The following is a 15,208-nucleotide window of genomic DNA, read 5'->3' on the forward strand; positions in this document are numbered from 1 at the left end:
CCCGCGCGAGGGGGCGCGTCAGTCGGTGCCCAGCGCCCGGATCGCGTCGTGGATGGCGAGGGTCCGGCGCGCCGACTCGACGTGCAGCGCCTCGACCATCTTCCCGTCGTGGGTGACGACGCCGGCTCCCTTGCCGGCCTCGAACGCGGCGATGAGGCCCTCGGCATCGGCGACCGCCCGCTCGCTGGGTGCGAAGGCGGCGTTGGCCCCCTCGACCTGGCCCGGGTGGATCAGCGTCTTGCCGTCGAAGCCCATCTGGCGCCCCTGCTCGCACTCGGCGAGGAAGCCGTCGGTGTCCTTGACGTCGTTGTAGACGCCGTCGATGACCGCGATCCCGGCGGCTCGTCCCGCGAGCAGGGCGGTGTGCAGGCTGGGCAGGATCGGCGCACGGCCCGGCACGTGCTCGGCGTACAGCTCCTTGACGAGGTCGTTCGTGCCGATGACGAAGGCACCGAGGCGCTCGGACGAGCGCGCGATGGCGAGGGCGTCGAGGATCGCCACCGGCGTCTCGACCATCGCCCAGAGCCTCGTGTGGTCGGGCGCCCCGGCCTTCTCCATTGCAGCGACGAGGCCGCGCACCGCCTCGGCGCTGTCGACCTTGGGCACGACGATCGCGGCCGGTCCGGCCTGGCTGGCCGCGACGATGTCGTCGTCGTGCCACTCCGTGCCGATCCCGTTGACGCGGATCGTGACCGTACGCCGGCCGTACTCGCCGCTGGCGGCTGCGGCGGCCGCGGCCTCCCGCGCCGAGGCCTTGGCGTCCGGGGCCACGGCGTCCTCGAGGTCGAGGATCAGGCCGTCGCAGGCGATCGACTTCGCCTTCTCCAGCGCCCGCTCGTTGGAGCTGGGCATGTAGAGGACGGACCGCAGCGGGGTGAAGTCGCTCATGCCTGCACCTCGATCTGGTCGTACTGCGCCTTGAGGTCGGGATCGATCGCGGCCAGCTCCTCGGCGAGCGCGACCATCACCTGGCACTGCTTGACCGACGCGTCGTCCTCCATCTTGCCGTCGATCATCACCGCGCCGGTGCCGTCGCCCATCGCGGCGATGACCCGCCGGGCGTGGGCGACGTCCTCGACGCTGGGGGAGAAGACCTTGTGGGCGATGGCGATCTGGGCCGGGTGGAGGCTCCACGCGCCGACGCACCCGAGGAGGAACGCGTTGCGGAACTGGTCCTCGCACGCGACGGTGTCCTTGATGTCCCCGAACGGCCCGTAGTAGGGGTAGATCCCGTGCATCGCGCACGCGTCGACCATCCGGGCGATCGTGTAGTGCCAGAGGTCCTGCTGGTAGGTGGCGCGGGGCCCGTCGTACTGCGGGACGCCGAGGTCGTCGCGCTGCGGGTCCTGGCGCACGAGGTAGCCGGGGTGGCCGCCGCCGACGCGCGTCGTCTTCATCCGGCGGTCCGCGGCCAGGTCGGCCGGGCCGAGCGAGAGGCCCTGCATGCGGGGGCTGGCCGCGCAGATCTCCTCGATGTTGGCCACGCCGCGCGCGGTCTCGAGGATCGCGTGCACCTGCAGCGGCTTCGTCAGCCCCGCCTTCGCCTCGAGCTGGGCGAGCAGGCGGTCGACGTAGTGGATGTCCTCGGCGCCCTGCACCTTCGGCACCATGATCACGTCGAGCGTGTCGCCGATCTCGGTCACGAGGGTGGTGAGGTCGTCGAGCGCCCACGGGCTGTCGAGCGAGTTGACCCGGGTCCAGAGCTGGGTCTTGCCGAAGTCCGTGGACCTCCCGATGTCGACGAGGCCCTGCCGTGCCTTCTCCTTGTTCTCGGCCTTGACCGCGTCCTCGAGGTTGCCGAGCAGCACGTCGACGGTGCCGACCATCTGGGGCACCTTGGCGGCCATCTTCTCGTTGCCCGGGTCGAAGAAGTGGATCGCGCGGCTCGGCCGGGCCGGGATCTCGCGCAGCGGCGCCGGGGCCCCGACGGCGAGGGGTGCGAAGAAGTCCTTGGCGGAACGTGTCATGACCCGCAAACTACCGCCGCGTAGCCGGGTGTCGATATGACCCATGTCTCGCTCGTCACACCTCGGCAGCCGCTGCGGTTTGGCCCGGATTGCTACGACTGGGTGTCGTACGCAGCCGCGACCGAGGGAGTCCTGATGGAGCTCTACCTGCCCGTGGTGGTGCTCTCCGCCCTGGCCGGACTCTTCGCGGTGGGCTCGGTGATGATGAGCGCGGTCGTCGGGCCGCGTCGCTACAACCGGGTCAAGGTCGACTCCTACGAGTGCGGCGTGCAGCCCGTCGCCGACGCCGGCCGGGGCAACCGCACCATCCCGGTGCGCTACTACACGATCGCGATGTCCTTCATCATCTTCGACATCGAGATCATGTTCCTCGTGCCGTGGGCGGTGCACTTCGACCAGCTCGGCAGCTTCGGCTACGTCGCGGTCGTGCTGTTCATCCTCAACCTGTCGCTCGCGTACGCCTACGAGTGGCGCCGCGGCGGGCTGGAGTGGGACTGACCGACGTCGCCCGCCGGCGCTAGCGGCCGGGGCGGCGGCGCCACCAGGACCGCCTCGGCGCGTCCGTCGGCGCGGCGGCGGCGCGCGCCTGCCGCTGCGCCTCGATCCGGGCCGTACGCCGCGCGACCCACGCGGCGACCTCGACCTCGACGTCGCGGGTGGGGGTCACCACCGGGGGACCGCCCTGCAGCTGGCGCCGGTTCTCCACGACGCGCCGGTTGAAGTCCGCCAGCTCGCGGCGCACCTCGCTCTCCGCGGTGATGGCGTCGAGCCGGTCGTCGAGCTCGGCGTCCTCCTTGCGCAGCGCGATGGCGGGCGGGAGCAGGGCGATGTTCTCCCGCTCGACGAGCTTCTTGACCCACCAGTCCGGGTCGTGCTCGACCCCGAGGTCGCTGATGGGCTTGCCCTGGCCGGGGAGGTCGTCGAACTCGCCGCGCTCCATGGCCTGGCGCACCTGCAGGTCGACCCAGCTCGCCTGCTGCTGGATGCGCGCGGCCGCCGCCGACCGGCCGGTGCGCTCGTCCCGCAACGCCTCGCGGCGCACGGACTCGGCGTCCGCCACCTCGAACCCGTCGTCGCGATCCGGCATGCGTCCAGCGTACGTGCGCAGCCCCCGGATGGACTTCCACGCGTACGAGTGGACGTCCATCGGACGGCGCAGCGGGGGGACGACGATCTCGTCCTCGAGGACAGCCCCGCGGCACCTCAGGTGGAGGTGTCGACCCTGCCTCAGGCGCGAGCGTTGGCGTCATGCTGATCCTCCTCTCCGACCCGCGCGTCGCCGCCGTACCCGTCCGCGAGTCCGGCGAGCCGTTGGTGCGCCTCGACGCGTCGTTCGGTCCCGCGCGTGCGCTCGTACGACAGGGGCTGGCCGAGCGCCTGGCCACGGCGCAGTGCTCGCTCCCGATCGGCGTCGCGCTGCGGGTCGTCGAGGGCCACCGGTCCGTGGCCGACCAGCGCGCCATCATCGCGGCGTACTCCGCGGAGGTCCGTGCCGCGCACCCCGATGTCCCGCCCGAGGACCTGCACCGGTTGACGAGCCGCTTCGTCTCGCCGGTCGACGTCGCGCCGCACGTCGCCGGCGCGGCCGTCGACCTGACCCTGGTCGACGCGTGCGGCGACGAGCTCGACCTGGGCACGCCGATCGACGCGACGCCCGAGCAGTCGGACGGTGCCTGCTATTTCGCGGCGGACGGGATCGGCGCCGACGCCCGCGCCCACCGTGACCTGCTCGCCCGGGTGCTGGGCGGCGCGGGCCTGGTGAACTACCCGACCGAGTGGTGGCACTGGAGCTACGGCGACCGCTACTGGGCGCTGACGACGGGGGCCGGGGCGGCCCTCTACGGGCCCGCGCGGCTCGGCGCCGAGGACGCCGCGTGAGCGCCCTGGCCGCCGTGGCCACCACGCGGGACTGCGCGGGTCCCCGCCTCCAGGTCGACCTCTCCGCCGTCGCGGCGAACACACGCCTGTTCGCGGCACGCACGTCGGCCGAGCTGATGGCCGTGGTCAAGGCCGACGGCTTCGGCCACGGCGCCGCCGACGTCGCCCGCACCGCGCTGGCCCACGGCGCGACCTCGCTGGGCGTGACCAGCCTCGCCGAGGCCCTCGACCTGCGCGCCGCGGGCCTCACCGCACCGGTGCTGAGCTGGCTCAACCCGGTCGACGCGGCGTACGCCGACGCGCTCGCCGTCGAGGTCGAGCTCGCCGTCGCCTCGCGCGAGCACCTCGAGGCGGTCGTCACCGCCCAGCGCTCGGCACCGCACCAGCGGTCGGCGCGCATCCACCTGCACCTCGACACCGGCATGGCCCGCGACGGCGCCGAGCCGACGGCGTGGGCCGGTCTCTGCCGGGCCGCCCGCCGCGCCGAGCGCGCCGGCCTGGTGCGCGTCGTCGGCGTGATGGGCCACCTCGGGTGCGCCGACGACCCCGCCGACGAGTGCAACGCCCTAGGGCGCCGACGCTTCGCGTGGGGGGTCGAGACCGCCCGCGCCGCAGGCCTGCGACCCGCCCGGCGGCACCTCGCCGCGACCGCCGCGACGCTCCTCGACGTCCGCAGCCACCACACGATGGTCCGCGTCGGCGCCGGCCTCGTGGGGATCGACCCCACCAGCACGACACCGCTGCGCTCCGGCCTGACGCTCACCGCGCCCGTGGTCAGCGTGCGCCGGGTGCGGTCCGGCGCCGGGGTCGGCTACGGCCACACCTGGACCGCACCGGCCGCGACGAACCTGGCCCTGCTGCCGCTCGGCTACGCCGACGGGCTGCCGCGGCTGGCCTCCGGCCGCGCCGAGGTGCTGCTCCGCGGCAGGCGACGTCGGCTCGTCGGGCGCATCTCGATGGACCAGGTCGTCGTGGACCTCGGCGACGACCACGCCGAGCCGGGGGACACCGCCACCGTCCTCGGCCCCGGCGGCGCCGGCGAGCCCACCGTCGCCGAGTGGGCCGGATGGTCCGACACCCTCCCGCACGAGGTGGTCACGGGCATCGGCCCGCGCGTGCGGCGTATCACCGTCCCCGCCACACCCGCGATTCCCGCCCTCAGGAGCCTCTCGTGACCCGCCCGTCCCGCACCCGTGTCGCCGTCGTCGGCGGCGGCCAGAACTGCGAGCACGCCGTCTCGCTCGCCTCCGCCGCGGCGGTCGCCGACGCGCTGGACCCGACGGTCTACGACGTCGTCCGGCTGACGATCGGCGAGGACGGGACGTGGCACGACGGCGCGCGCGTGCTGCCGCTCGGCGACGCCGTGGCCGTGCTGCAGTCGTGCGCCGCCGTCCTCCCGGTCGTGCACGGCCCGCGCGGCGAGGACGGCTCGCTCGCCGCGCTCTGCGAGCTGGCCGGTGTGGCCTACGTCGGCTCGGGCGTCGGCGCCGGCGCGCTGGCGATGGACAAGTGGGCCACCAAGCTCGTCGCCGGCGCCCTCGGCATCGCCACCGCGCCGGGCCTGCTGCTCACCGCGACCTCGGCCGCGACGTACGCCTTCACGCACCCGGTCGTCGTCAAGCCGGTGGCCGCCGGCTCCAGCCACGGCGTCACCCTGGTGCGCGAGGCGGCGGAGCTGGCCGCGGCGCTCGACGCCGCGCTCGCACTCGACGACCGGGTCCTCGTCGAGGACGTCGTCGTGGGACGCGAGATCGACGTCGCCGTCCTCGGCACGGCCGACGGCGCCCGGGTCGTCTCCCCGGCGCTGGAGATCGTCGTCGACGGCTGGTTCGACTTCGACGCGAAGTACGGCGGGGGTGCGGACTTCCGCATCCCGGCCGCGCTGGACGACGTCGCCCGCACGGACCTGGAGCAGGCGGCGCTCGCGGTCTACGACGCCCTCGGGTGCGCCGGCGTCGCGCGGGTCGACTTCTTCGTGACCGAGCACGGTCCGGTGCTCAACGAGGTCAACACGATGCCCGGCTTCACCGAGCAGTCGCAGGTGCCGAAGATGTTCGCCGCCGCGGGCCTGTCGTACGCCGACCTGCTGGACCGCCTCGTCCGCGACGTGCTGCCCGCGTGACCGCGCAGTCGTCCGCACAGGCGTCCCAGCAGCGCTCCGGGCGCATCGACGGGATCGACCTGCTGCGCGGCATGGCGATCGCGCTGGTGATGCTGCGCCATGCGTGGCCGTCGGTCTTCCCGGGCGCCGGCGTCGTGGGGGTCGTCATGTTCTTCGCCCTCAGCGGCTACCTCATCACCGGGCTGCTGGTCGACGAGCTCGACCGGACCGGACGGGTGGACCTGCGCAGGTTCTACGTACGCCGCGCGCGCCGCCTCGTGCCGGCACTGCTGTTCCTGGTCGCGGGCGTCGTGGTGGTCACGCTCCTGCTCGACCCGCTCGGGGACCGCGACGAGCTCGTGAAGACCGTGCTGGTCGCGCTGACGTGGACCGGGAACCTGCCGTTCGGGCACGCCAGCGACGCGACGTTCCACCTGTGGACCCTGGCGACGGAGGAGCAGTTCTACCTGCTGTGGCCGGCGGTCCTGGTGGCAGCGGCAGCACGCGGCCGGACGCACCTCGCCCTGCTCCTCGTCGCAGGTGCCTGCGTGCTGGCCTGCGCCGCCACCCTGGTCTGGCTGCGCGAGGAGCCGGACCTGGCGTACTCCCTCCCGACCTCCTGGGCCGTCTGCTTCGTCGTCGGGGGCGCCACCCGGCTGCTCGGCCGGCGGCTCGTCGTGCCCGCGCTGGCGGTGCCCGTGGCGCTGGTCGGGCTGGCGGTCCTGAGCGTGGTTCCATTGCGGGGTCACGCCCTCACCTACCTGGCAGGAGGCCCCGCCATCGCTGCGCTGACCGCGGTCCTGCTGCTGTCGTGGCGGACCTGGGCCGACGTCTCCGGTCCGGCGCGGGCCCTGGTGGTGCTCGGCACGGTGTCCTACGGGGCGTACCTGTGGAACTACCCGCTCACGCTGTGGCTGCGCCCGTCCCTCGACGGCCTCGCGGGCCCGGTGGCGCTCGCGCTCACGCTCGTGATGGCGGCGGTCAGCTGGCGCCTGGTCGAGACGCGCGTCGCCCGACGGTCCCGTGCGCCGCAGACGGTGTCGGCATGACGCCCGACCGGCTCCGGGCGTGGGCGCCCGACCTGGGCATCGCGGCCGCGGTGCTCGTCCTCGGCCTCGTCGAGGCCTCGCGCACGAAGGCCGTGTGGGAGGACTGGTGGGACCTGGCCTACGTGGCGATCGGCACCGCCGCGGCCGTCGGGCTGAGCCGGCGCGCCCCCGGTGCGGCGGTCTGCCTCGTGTGGGTGGTGTGCCTGCTGCAGCTGGCGTCCGGCACCCAGGTCCTGCTCACCCAGGCGGCGCTCGCCATGGTCCTCTTCGGAGCCGCGCGGTGGGGCAGCCCGCTCGTGGTGGTGCTCAGCGGCCTGTCGGTCCCCCTCGGCGCGGTGGCCGTCGTCCTCTTCGGGGCCTCGGAGGTCTACGAGGCGCTGTCGGGCCTCTTCGACTACACCACCGTGATCGACTCGGCCTACCGCTTCGGGACCTCGTGGCAGGTCGCCAGCGCCCTGCTCGGGATGTTCGTGCTGGGCTCACCGTGGCTCGCCGGCCTGGTGATGCGCTTCGTCTCGCGTGCCGAGGAGTCCAGGGTCTCCCAGGTCGCGGCGGAGCAGGACGCCGCGCGGGCGATCAACGAGACCGAGCAGGCCCGCGAGATCGCCCACCTCCGCGAGGAGCAGGCGCGGCTGGCCCGCGACGTGCACGACGTCGTCGGGCACTCCCTGGCGGTGATCCTCGCCCAGGCCGAGTCCGCGCAGTACCTCAAGGACGACGATCCCGAGCAGCTCGCCGGCAGGCTCAAGGAGACGATGGCGACCATCGCGACCTCGGCGCGGACCTCGCTGCAGGACGTCCGGCAGGTGCTGACCAGCACGCAGGCCTCGACCGCCACGAGCCGCAGCGGCAGCCTCGACAGCCTCGTCGAGGGGGTGCGCTCCAGCGGTCACGAGGTCGTCTCGACCGTCGTCGGACGGCCGCAGCCGTTGCCGCCCGAGCTGGAGACCGTCGCCTACCGTGTGCTGCAGGAGATGCTGACGAACGCCATCAAGCACGGCCGCCGCGACGTGGCCGTGACCGTCGAACGCCACTGGGAGGGCGAGCTGCGCCTCGAGGTCCGCAACGCCGTCGCCGTCGCTGACGACGCCACGCAGCCGCTGCGCACCCTCGCGCCCGACGCCCCCGCACCGACGCCGGGCCAGGGTGTCGAGGGGATGCGTCGGCGACTGGAGGCGGTCGGCGGCCGGCTGGACGTACGCCGTCGCGAGGAGGCCGGCGGCCCGACGTTCACCGCCACGGCCTGGGTGCCCGTGCGGGGCGGCGCATGATCCGGGTCGTGCTGGTCGACGACCAGGAGCTGTTCCGCGAGGGCGTCCGGACGATCGTCGACGCGCAGGAGGGGATGGAGGTCGTCGGCGTCGCCGGCGACGGGTTCGAGGCGATCGCGGTGTGCGACGAGCTCCAGCCCGACGTCGTGCTGATGGACATCCGGATGCCCGAGATGGACGGCGTCGAGGCCACCCGCCAGCTCTTCGCGCCGGAGCGGGTGTCCAAGCGGCAGACCCCGTTGCGGGTCGTCGTGCTGACGACCTTCAATCTCGACGACCGGGCAGCGACCGCGATCCGCTACGGCGCGAGCGGCTTCCTGCTCAAGGACACCACCCCGCTGATGCTGCGCGACGCGATCCGCACGGTCCACACCGGCAACGCCGTCCTCGCCCCGGCCGACCTCTCGCTGCTGCTGCAGGGGCAGTTCGTCGCGCGCGCGCCCGCGCCCACGGCGTACCTCTCGCTCACGGACAAGGAGCGCGAGGTGTTCGCCGCCGTCGCCCGCGGCCTGTCCAACACCGAGATCGCCCAGCAGATCTTCGCCTCCGAGTCCACCGTGAAGACCCACGTCGGGTCGGTGCTGCGCAAGCTGTCCCTGCGCGACCGGGTGCAGATCGTGGTCTTCGCGCACGAGCACGGCCTGGTCGGAGCGGGCTGAGGTTCCCGCCCCTCGGGACCTGCGGCGCCCCACCCGCCGCGTGACAGGCTTGCGGGCATGGTCATCCGAGGCATCCCCGACCGGGCCGCCGGCGTCCAGCTCCACGTCACCTCGCTGCCGGGCGGCCGGCTCGGCGAGCCCGCGCGGGACTTCGTGCGGTGGCTCGCCGCCGCCGGGCAGACGGTCTGGCAGGTCCTGCCCCTGACCGTCCCCGACGCGCACGGCTCGCCGTACGCCTCTCCCTCCGCGTTCGCCGCGTCGCCCGGTCTCCTCGAGGACCCGCAGGCGCCCGTCGGCGCGGACGAGGTGGCGGCCTTCGCCGAGCAGCACGCCTACTGGGCCGGGTCGTGGGTCGAGCACGGCGGAGACCTCGCCGACCAGGTGCGCTTCGAGCGCGAGTGGGCGGCGCTGCGCTCCTTCGCGGCCGACCACGGCGTGCGGCTGATGGGTGACATCCCGATCTACGTCGCCGCCGGCAGCGCCGACGCGGCGGCGTGGCCCGGGCTGTTCCGCGACGACGCGGTCGCGGGCGTACCACCCGACGCCTTCACCGACAGCGGCCAGCTCTGGGGGAACCCGCTCTACGACTGGGACGCGATGGCAGCCGACGGCTACACGTGGTGGGTGGAGCGGCTGCGCCGCAGCCTGGCCCTGCACGACCTGGTCCGCATCGACCACTTCCGCGGCTTCGCGGCCTTCTGGGCCGTGCCGGCCGGGCACCCGACGGCCGAGCACGGGACGTGGGAGCCGGGCCCGGGGCGCGCCGTCTTCGACGCGGCGACCGCGCGACTCGGCCCGCTGCCCGTCGTCGCCGAGGACCTCGGCGTGATCGACGCCCCGGTCGAGGAGCTGCGCGACGCCCTGGGCTTCCCCGGCATGGCGGTCCTGCAGTTCGCGTTCGACCCCGACGGCGACGACCGGCGCCACGAGCCGGAGAACCTGCGTCGCGACCAGGTCGTCTACACCGGCACCCACGACAACGACACCGTCGTCGGCTGGTGGGGGGAGCTGGAGGACGTACGCCGACGCGAGGCGCGCCGCGCCTTCGTGGCAGCGGGTGCCGACGACCCCGATCCCGCGTGGGCGATGATCCGGCTCGCGCACGCGACGCCCTGCCGCGTCGCCATGGTGCAGGCCCAGGACGTGCTGTCGCTGGGCGCCGAGGCGCGGATGAACACCCCCGGCACCGCGGCGACCTGGTCGTGGCGGCTCGAGCCCGGGATGCTCACCGCCGACCTCGCGGCCCGGCTGCGCGCGGTCACCGAGGAGCACGGGCGCCTCGGCGGCTGACCCCGGCGCCTGACCCCTGGGCCGGTCTCGGGGTCGGACAGGGGTCGTTCCGGATGGCCCGGCCCGCCCCCGCGACGCATGCTGGAGGCATGGAAAAGATCCGCACCTCCCTCGCCCGCCAAGGCCTGGTCCGCTCGACCGACCGCGCGATCATCGGCGGCGTCTGCGCCGGGGTCGGGCGCCGTCTCGGCCTCACGCCGTGGGTGACCCGGCTGCTGTTCGTCGTGACGATGTTCGCGATCCCGGGCAGCCAGATCCTCATCTACCCGCTGCTGTGGTTCCTCATGCCGTCCGAGGACAGCGTCGAGGCCGCCGCCGCGCGCCACGCCTTCCCGGCCCGCTGACCCCCTACTGGAACGACACGAACCGCACGTCCGGCAGCGAGCGCCGGACCTGCGCCGGGCGCATCCGCGGCACGTCCTCGTCGTAGAAGAGCTTGAAGCCCATCGTGAACTTCCGCGGCACGGCGACGTCGCGGTAGGTCGCGAGCTTGTCGGCCGGGCTGCCGAAGCCGTCGACGTGCTGCACCATCGCGAGGCCGTCGCGGCGGCGTACCTTCCGGATGTCGGGCACCATCGAGTCGGTGAACTGGTGCACCACGAAGAGCTTCTCCGGCAGGCCGTTGTCACGGGTCAGCCGCGACAGCCAGCCGGCGGTGCGGTTGATCTCCCGGGCGCGCACCGAGCCGATCTGCTGACCGGGGAACTCGCCCGGCCCGACGCGCCACTCCGGGTCGAGGGCCAGGCCGACCCACGGGTCCTGCAGCGCCCACTCCCACCGCTTCGCGGCGGTCAGGAAGTCCGTACGCCCCGGCTGGAGGTCGAGCAGCAGCAGCGCGCCGTTGCGGTGCGCGGCGTCGATGTAGGCCTGGACGCGGCTGTGCAGCACGTCGTGCGCGTGGTCGCCGTCGGTGCCGGGGTAGTCGGCGCCGTCGGCCACGGTGACGATGAGCTCGTAGACCGGGAGCAGCCGCTCCGTGCGGCCCAGGAACGGCTTGCCGGCCTTCGCGATCCGCTGGAAGGCCGTGTCCGGGTCGGTCTCGCCGAGGACGCCGAGCGCCCCGGTCGCGGCGGTGCCGTAGTAGGCGGTGAGGAAGCGCTTCCTGCCGAAGACGGTCTTCCCGCCGCCGGGCAGCGACGCAGTGGCACGGGCCGCTGTCGTGGCAGCTGTCGCCGACGTCCGGGCCGGCCGGTCCCCGGCCGCTGCGGGTGGCGAGGTGAGCACTGGCAGTGCGATCAGTCCAGCGACGAGCGCAGCGAGGCGTGCCCGAGTCCCCCGAGTCATGGCGGCAACCTAGCGCGTCCACGCCGCACGTGCTGCGGACGTGGCCGCCTGGGGAGCGATCCGGGGACCATGACCGCCGCACGTGCGGCGGCGCGGTGTCACCGCCTCCTGACAGGCTGCCCCCATGACTGACGCCTGGGACCTGGTCGCCGCCGAGCGGCAGGCGCTCGTCGACGACCTCGCGACGCTGACGCCCGAGCAGTGGGAGGTTCCGTCTCTGTGCGCGGGCTGGACCGTGCACGACGTCGCTGCGCACCTCGTCGACAACGCGCGCACGACCCGGGTCGGGATCGTCGTGGCGATGGTGCGGGCACGGTTCGACTTCGACCGCCAGAACGCTGCCGGCGTCGCGCGGTGGAAGGGGTCCACCCCCGCCGAGACGCTCGAGCGGCTGCGCGCGGTGGTCGACCGGCGGACCACCCCACCCGCCCCGCTCGACAGCCGGCTCGTCGAGGAGGTCGCCCACGGCGAGGACGTCCGTCGGCCGCTGGGGCTCACCCGCGTCTACCCGGCGGAGGCGGGCGGGCGCGCGCTCGCGCACCAGGCGCGCACCTCCGTCGCGCTCGGCGGCGGCAAGCAGCACCTCGCCGGCCTGACGCTGCGCGCCACCGACGCGGACGTACGCCTGGGCGAGGGCCCCGAGGTCGTCGGCCCGCTCGTCTCGCTGCTGCTGGTGTCGTCCGGGCGGGTCGCCGGGCTCGCCGACCTCACGGGCGACGGCGTCCCGCGGCTGCGGGCCGCGCTCGCGGGCTGAACGGCGGGGTTGTCAGGCTCTCCCTGAAGTTGTCAGGCGTTGCGCAGGCCGACAACGTCAGCGATCCCCGGTCAGCCGGGGATCACTGACGGGACCCCCGGCCCATCGCTGAACGCGTGCCGCGGCGCGGCGAGGAGCGCGAGCGCGGCCAGGAAGGCCGCCCCGGCGCAGACCGCCCAGACCGTGAGGTAGCCGCTGAGCGGGGCGACCTGCTCGGAGGCCGCGTCCAGGGAGCCCGTCGCGGTCAGCGCGATCGCGAAGATCGCCGAGGCGATCGCACCGCCCACGGTCTTGGTGCCGTTGGTCATGCCGGTCGCGATACCGGTGCGCTCCGGGGGAGCGGCCGCGGCGGCGGCTGCCGGGAGCGCCGCGACGAGGGCGCCCGACCCGACGCCGGCGATGCCCATGTTGATCAGTGCCTGCCAGGTCTCGTCGTGGAACGGCAGCCACAGCAGGTAGCCGACCCCGACGAGGCAGCACGCGACGACCAGCGCCCGGCGTACGCCCCCGAGCAGGCGCGTCGTCAGCGGCAGGGTGAAGGCGCCGATCGCGAGGGTGATGACGTAGAGCCCGATGAGGGTCGAGACGAAGGCCGGCTCCGCGCCGAGGCCGTAGCCGCGCTCGACGGGGTCGGCCTGCGCGTAGGTCGACAACGGGATCTGGCCGCCGAGGACCGGGATGCCGAAGAGGAACGCCGTCACCTGCACGGGCCACTGCGCCGGGCTGGACAGCAGCCGCACGTCGACGATCGGCTCGGGGTGGCGCTGCTCGAAGCGCCAGAAGACGACGAACGCGCCGACGGACACCAGCAGGGTGAGCCACCCGAGGAGCGAGCCCGCACCGTCCACCCGGAGCAGCACGAGGCCGCCCATCAGGACGCCGAGCGCGACCGTGACGAGCCCGAGGCCGGTCCAGTCGATGCCGCCGCCGCTGTCGTCGCCGGGCGCCTGCTCGATGCCGACGAGGATCACGAAGAACACGGCCGTGACGACGACGGCGGGCAGGGCGAGGAGGAGGTTCATGTCCATCGACTCGACGAGCAGCCCGCTGGACACCGCCCCGATGATGACGGCCAGCTCGAGCGAGCCGACGAGGATCGCGGCACCGCGCCGGGTGAGCAGCTCCTGGCGCCCGGAGTCGCGGGTGCGACGGTGGATGATCGCGATCTCCAGCGGCAGCCACACGACGTACGCGCCCTGGAGCGCCCAGCCGATGAGGAAGGTCGTGAAGCCGGGGGCGAAGGCGAGCCACCACGAGCCGAGCGCGGTGACAGCCGTCGAGATGAGCAGGACCTTCTTGTGGCCGACGAGGTCGCCGAGCCGGGCGAGCAACGGGATGCAGAGCGCGCTGACGATCAGTTGCGCCGCCTCGAACCAGTTGATGTCGCCCTCGAGGATCGAGAGGTGCTCGGCGATCTGCGGGTAGATCGGCGTGTAGTAGCCCTGCAGGATCCCGCTGGCGAACTCGACCAGCACGAGGAAGCCCACGATGGTGGCGAGGCCCTTCACCGCCGTCGGGGCCGAACGCTCGGTGACGCTCATGCGGGGAGCCTCTCGATCAGGAGCCGGTACCACCGGGCGCCGTCGACCAGGTCGTCGACGCCGATGTGCTCGTCGTAGGAGTGGATGGCCTGGCGTTGCGCCTTGGTCATCCGGAAGGGGGCGAAGCGGTAGACGTGCTCGCTGATCGCGGTGAAGTGCCGCGAGTCGGTGGCCGCCATCATCACGTACGGCGTCGCGACCGCCTCGGGGAACACCGCGCCGATGCAGTCCTCGAGCAGCTCGAAGGCCTCGTCCATCGGGGAGATCGGTGACGGCTCGCCGGACTCGACGACGTCGATCCGGATCGAGTCGTCGGCGATCGCCTTCCGGACGTGCTCGACGACCCCGGCCACCGTGTCGCCGACCATCACCCGGATGTTGAGCCCGGCGCGGGCGGTCGAGGCGATGACGTTGAGGGCGGGGGACCCGCTGAGGGTGGTGGTGGCGACGGTGGTCCGGGTCATCGCCGCGGCCTCGGGGCCGGCGGCGAGCAGGGCACGCGTGACGACCGGTGCGAGCCGGTTCGCCCGGCCGAGCAGCGGACGCAGCGGGAGGGGCACGTGCGGGGCGAGGCGTCGCATCAGCTCGAGCGTGGGCGGGGGCGCGGAGGCGGGGAAGGGTGACCTCTCGATCCGCAGGATCGCCCGCGCGATTCGGGCCGTGGGGCCGTTGCGCGCCGGCGTCGAGGCGTGGCCGCCGCGGCCCTCGGCGACGAGCTCGAGCGACGTGGTGCCCTTCTCGGTGACGCCGATGACCCCGAGCGGGGCCGTCACGCCCGGGAAGGCGCCGCCGGCGATCGCGCCACCCTCGTCGAGGACCAGCCAGGGCGTCACGCCGCGCTCGCGGAGCACGCCGACCGCCTCCACCGCGGCCGTGCCGCTGACCTCCTCGTCGCAGCCGAAGGACAGCCACACGTCCTGCGCCGGCACGTGGCCGGCCTCGAGCAGCTGCTCGACGGCCTCGCAGATCCCGGCCACGCAGCCCTTGTCGTCGAGGGTGCCGCGCCCCCAGATCGCGGGTCCGACGTCGGAGTCGTGGATCGCGCCGCCGAAGGGGTCGTGCCGCCACGGCGCCTCGCCGTCGACGGGCACGACGTCGAGGTGCGCCATCAGCACGACCGGTCGCTCGGCGCTCGCGCCCGCCCAGTGGAACAGCAGGCCGTGCGGGCCGACCCGGGTCAAGTCGAGGTGCTGGTGCAGCAGCGGGAACTGCGTCTCCAGCTCGGCCAGCAGGCGGTCGAAGGCCTCGCCGTCGACCCGCGACGGGTCGCGGTCGGACACGGTCGGGATGCGTACGAGCGCCTGCAGCGCGGTGACCACTCGGGCGTTCGTGCGGTCGGTCATGGGCAGACCGTACTGCCCGCGACGCTCGATGAGGGGGCTCTCACGGTCAGCTCATCGACACGTCATGACCG

At 73.8% G+C, this 15,208-nt stretch carries 16 protein-coding genes; 10 read left to right on the forward strand and 6 right to left on the reverse strand.

From position 1 onward, the window contains the following. Positions 1-18 precede the first annotated feature (18 nt). Positions 19-888, reverse strand: coding sequence for an HpcH/HpaI aldolase/citrate lyase family protein (locus F4692_RS08540; protein WP_179619263.1), 870 nt, complete (start codon positions 886-888; stop codon positions 19-21). Then, complete coding sequence (locus F4692_RS08545; RefSeq protein ID WP_179619264.1) at positions 885-1,967, reverse strand: HpcH/HpaI aldolase/citrate lyase family protein; 1,083 nt, start codon at positions 1,965-1,967, stop codon at positions 885-887. The genes F4692_RS08540 and F4692_RS08545 overlap by 4 nt, the downstream gene beginning before the upstream one ends. Positions 1,968-2,102: 135 nt before the next feature. On the opposite strand from F4692_RS08545, the gene F4692_RS08550 reads away from it, so the two are divergent. After that, entirely contained in the window at positions 2,103-2,465 is a 363-nt protein-coding gene (locus tag F4692_RS08550) for an NADH-quinone oxidoreductase subunit A (RefSeq protein ID WP_179619265.1), read from the forward strand. Positions 2,466-2,484: 19 nt separating this feature from the next. On the opposite strand, the gene F4692_RS08555 is transcribed toward F4692_RS08550, so the two are convergent. Continuing rightward, positions 2,485-3,054, reverse strand: coding sequence for a DnaJ family domain-containing protein (locus F4692_RS08555; protein ID WP_179619266.1), 570 nt, complete (start codon positions 3,052-3,054; stop codon positions 2,485-2,487). A 161-nt stretch (positions 3,055-3,215) separates the two neighbouring features. Between F4692_RS08555 and F4692_RS08560 the strand changes: the two genes are divergently transcribed. The 8 genes from F4692_RS08560 to F4692_RS08595 all read left to right on the forward strand — a co-directional run bounded on the left by F4692_RS08560 (position 3,216) and on the right by F4692_RS08595 (position 10,559). Continuing rightward, positions 3,216-3,845 (forward strand): M15 family metallopeptidase, encoded by a 630-nt coding sequence (locus tag F4692_RS08560; protein ID WP_179619267.1) that lies wholly within the window; start codon positions 3,216-3,218, stop codon positions 3,843-3,845. Then, complete coding sequence (alr, locus tag F4692_RS08565) at positions 3,842-5,020, forward strand: alanine racemase (protein ID WP_308645219.1); 1,179 nt, start codon at positions 3,842-3,844, stop codon at positions 5,018-5,020. Before F4692_RS08560 ends, alr begins: the two co-directional genes overlap by 4 nt. Then, on the forward strand, positions 5,017-5,967 hold the full coding sequence (locus F4692_RS08570; protein WP_308645220.1) for a D-alanine--D-alanine ligase family protein: 951 nt from the start codon (positions 5,017-5,019) through the stop codon (positions 5,965-5,967). Before alr ends, F4692_RS08570 begins: the two co-directional genes overlap by 4 nt. Next, positions 5,964-6,995, forward strand: coding sequence for an acyltransferase family protein (locus F4692_RS08575; protein WP_218858368.1), 1,032 nt, complete (start codon positions 5,964-5,966; stop codon positions 6,993-6,995). The genes F4692_RS08570 and F4692_RS08575 overlap by 4 nt, the downstream gene beginning before the upstream one ends. Further along, positions 6,992-8,266 carry a sensor histidine kinase gene (locus F4692_RS08580; protein ID WP_179619269.1) on the forward strand — a complete coding sequence of 425 codons (1,275 nt, stop codon included), beginning with the start codon at positions 6,992-6,994 and terminating at the stop codon, positions 8,264-8,266. Before F4692_RS08575 ends, F4692_RS08580 begins: the two co-directional genes overlap by 4 nt. Further along, complete coding sequence (locus F4692_RS08585) at positions 8,263-8,925, forward strand: response regulator (RefSeq protein WP_179619270.1); 663 nt, start codon at positions 8,263-8,265, stop codon at positions 8,923-8,925. The genes F4692_RS08580 and F4692_RS08585 overlap by 4 nt, the downstream gene beginning before the upstream one ends. A 57-nt stretch (positions 8,926-8,982) precedes the next feature. Next, entirely contained in the window at positions 8,983-10,215 is a 1,233-nt protein-coding gene (locus F4692_RS08590; RefSeq protein WP_179619271.1) for a 4-alpha-glucanotransferase, read from the forward strand. Positions 10,216-10,304: 89 nt separating this feature from the next. Continuing rightward, on the forward strand, positions 10,305-10,559 hold the full coding sequence (locus tag F4692_RS08595; RefSeq protein WP_179619272.1) for a PspC domain-containing protein: 255 nt from the start codon (positions 10,305-10,307) through the stop codon (positions 10,557-10,559). A 4-nt stretch (positions 10,560-10,563) separates the two neighbouring features. Here F4692_RS08595 and F4692_RS08600 read toward each other — a convergent pair whose 3' ends face one another. Continuing rightward, a complete protein-coding gene (locus F4692_RS08600; protein ID WP_179619273.1) occupies positions 10,564-11,499 on the reverse strand; it encodes a hypothetical protein in 936 nt (311 codons plus the stop codon). A gap of 124 nt (positions 11,500-11,623) precedes the next feature. On the opposite strand from F4692_RS08600, the gene F4692_RS08605 reads away from it, so the two are divergent. Continuing rightward, positions 11,624-12,253 (forward strand): maleylpyruvate isomerase family mycothiol-dependent enzyme, encoded by a 630-nt coding sequence (locus F4692_RS08605; RefSeq protein ID WP_179619274.1) that lies wholly within the window; start codon positions 11,624-11,626, stop codon positions 12,251-12,253. Positions 12,254-12,324: 71 nt separating this feature from the next. On the opposite strand, the gene F4692_RS08610 is transcribed toward F4692_RS08605, so the two are convergent. Together F4692_RS08610 and F4692_RS08615 are read right to left on the reverse strand one after the other, a co-directional pair. Beyond that, positions 12,325-13,794 (reverse strand): MFS transporter, encoded by a 1,470-nt coding sequence (locus F4692_RS08610; RefSeq protein ID WP_179619275.1) that lies wholly within the window; start codon positions 13,792-13,794, stop codon positions 12,325-12,327. Next, positions 13,791-15,137: a M20/M25/M40 family metallo-hydrolase gene (locus F4692_RS08615; protein ID WP_179619276.1), complete on the reverse strand. Its 1,347-nt coding sequence runs from the start codon at positions 15,135-15,137 to the stop codon at positions 13,791-13,793. The genes F4692_RS08610 and F4692_RS08615 overlap by 4 nt, the downstream gene beginning before the upstream one ends. Positions 15,138-15,208 lie beyond the last annotated feature (71 nt).

This window comes from Nocardioides cavernae (assembly GCF_013410035.1).
Taxonomy (GTDB): domain Bacteria; phylum Actinomycetota; class Actinomycetes; order Propionibacteriales; family Nocardioidaceae; genus Nocardioides; species Nocardioides cavernae_A.

Excerpts from the sequence above, each read along its gene's own strand:
- F4692_RS08540 (WP_179619263.1), bottom strand. The coding sequence starts at position 888 with ATGAGCGACTTCACCCCGCTGCGGTCCGTCCTCTACATGCCCAGCTCC.
- F4692_RS08545 (WP_179619264.1), bottom strand. The coding sequence starts at position 1,967 with ATGACACGTTCCGCCAAGGACTTCTTCGCACCCCTCGCCGTCGGGGCC.
- F4692_RS08550 (WP_179619265.1), top strand. The coding sequence starts at position 2,103 with ATGGAGCTCTACCTGCCCGTGGTGGTGCTCTCCGCCCTGGCCGGACTC.
- F4692_RS08555 (WP_179619266.1), bottom strand. The coding sequence starts at position 3,054 with ATGCCGGATCGCGACGACGGGTTCGAGGTGGCGGACGCCGAGTCCGTG.
- F4692_RS08560 (WP_179619267.1), top strand. The coding sequence starts at position 3,216 with ATGCTGATCCTCCTCTCCGACCCGCGCGTCGCCGCCGTACCCGTCCGC.
- F4692_RS08580 (WP_179619269.1), top strand. The coding sequence starts at position 6,992 with ATGACGCCCGACCGGCTCCGGGCGTGGGCGCCCGACCTGGGCATCGCG.
- F4692_RS08585 (WP_179619270.1), top strand. The coding sequence starts at position 8,263 with ATGATCCGGGTCGTGCTGGTCGACGACCAGGAGCTGTTCCGCGAGGGC.
- F4692_RS08590 (WP_179619271.1), top strand. The coding sequence starts at position 8,983 with ATGGTCATCCGAGGCATCCCCGACCGGGCCGCCGGCGTCCAGCTCCAC.
- F4692_RS08595 (WP_179619272.1), top strand. The coding sequence starts at position 10,305 with ATGGAAAAGATCCGCACCTCCCTCGCCCGCCAAGGCCTGGTCCGCTCG.
- F4692_RS08600 (WP_179619273.1), bottom strand. The coding sequence starts at position 11,499 with ATGACTCGGGGGACTCGGGCACGCCTCGCTGCGCTCGTCGCTGGACTG.
- F4692_RS08605 (WP_179619274.1), top strand. The coding sequence starts at position 11,624 with ATGACTGACGCCTGGGACCTGGTCGCCGCCGAGCGGCAGGCGCTCGTC.
- F4692_RS08610 (WP_179619275.1), bottom strand. The coding sequence starts at position 13,794 with ATGAGCGTCACCGAGCGTTCGGCCCCGACGGCGGTGAAGGGCCTCGCC.
- F4692_RS08615 (WP_179619276.1), bottom strand. The coding sequence starts at position 15,137 with ATGACCGACCGCACGAACGCCCGAGTGGTCACCGCGCTGCAGGCGCTC.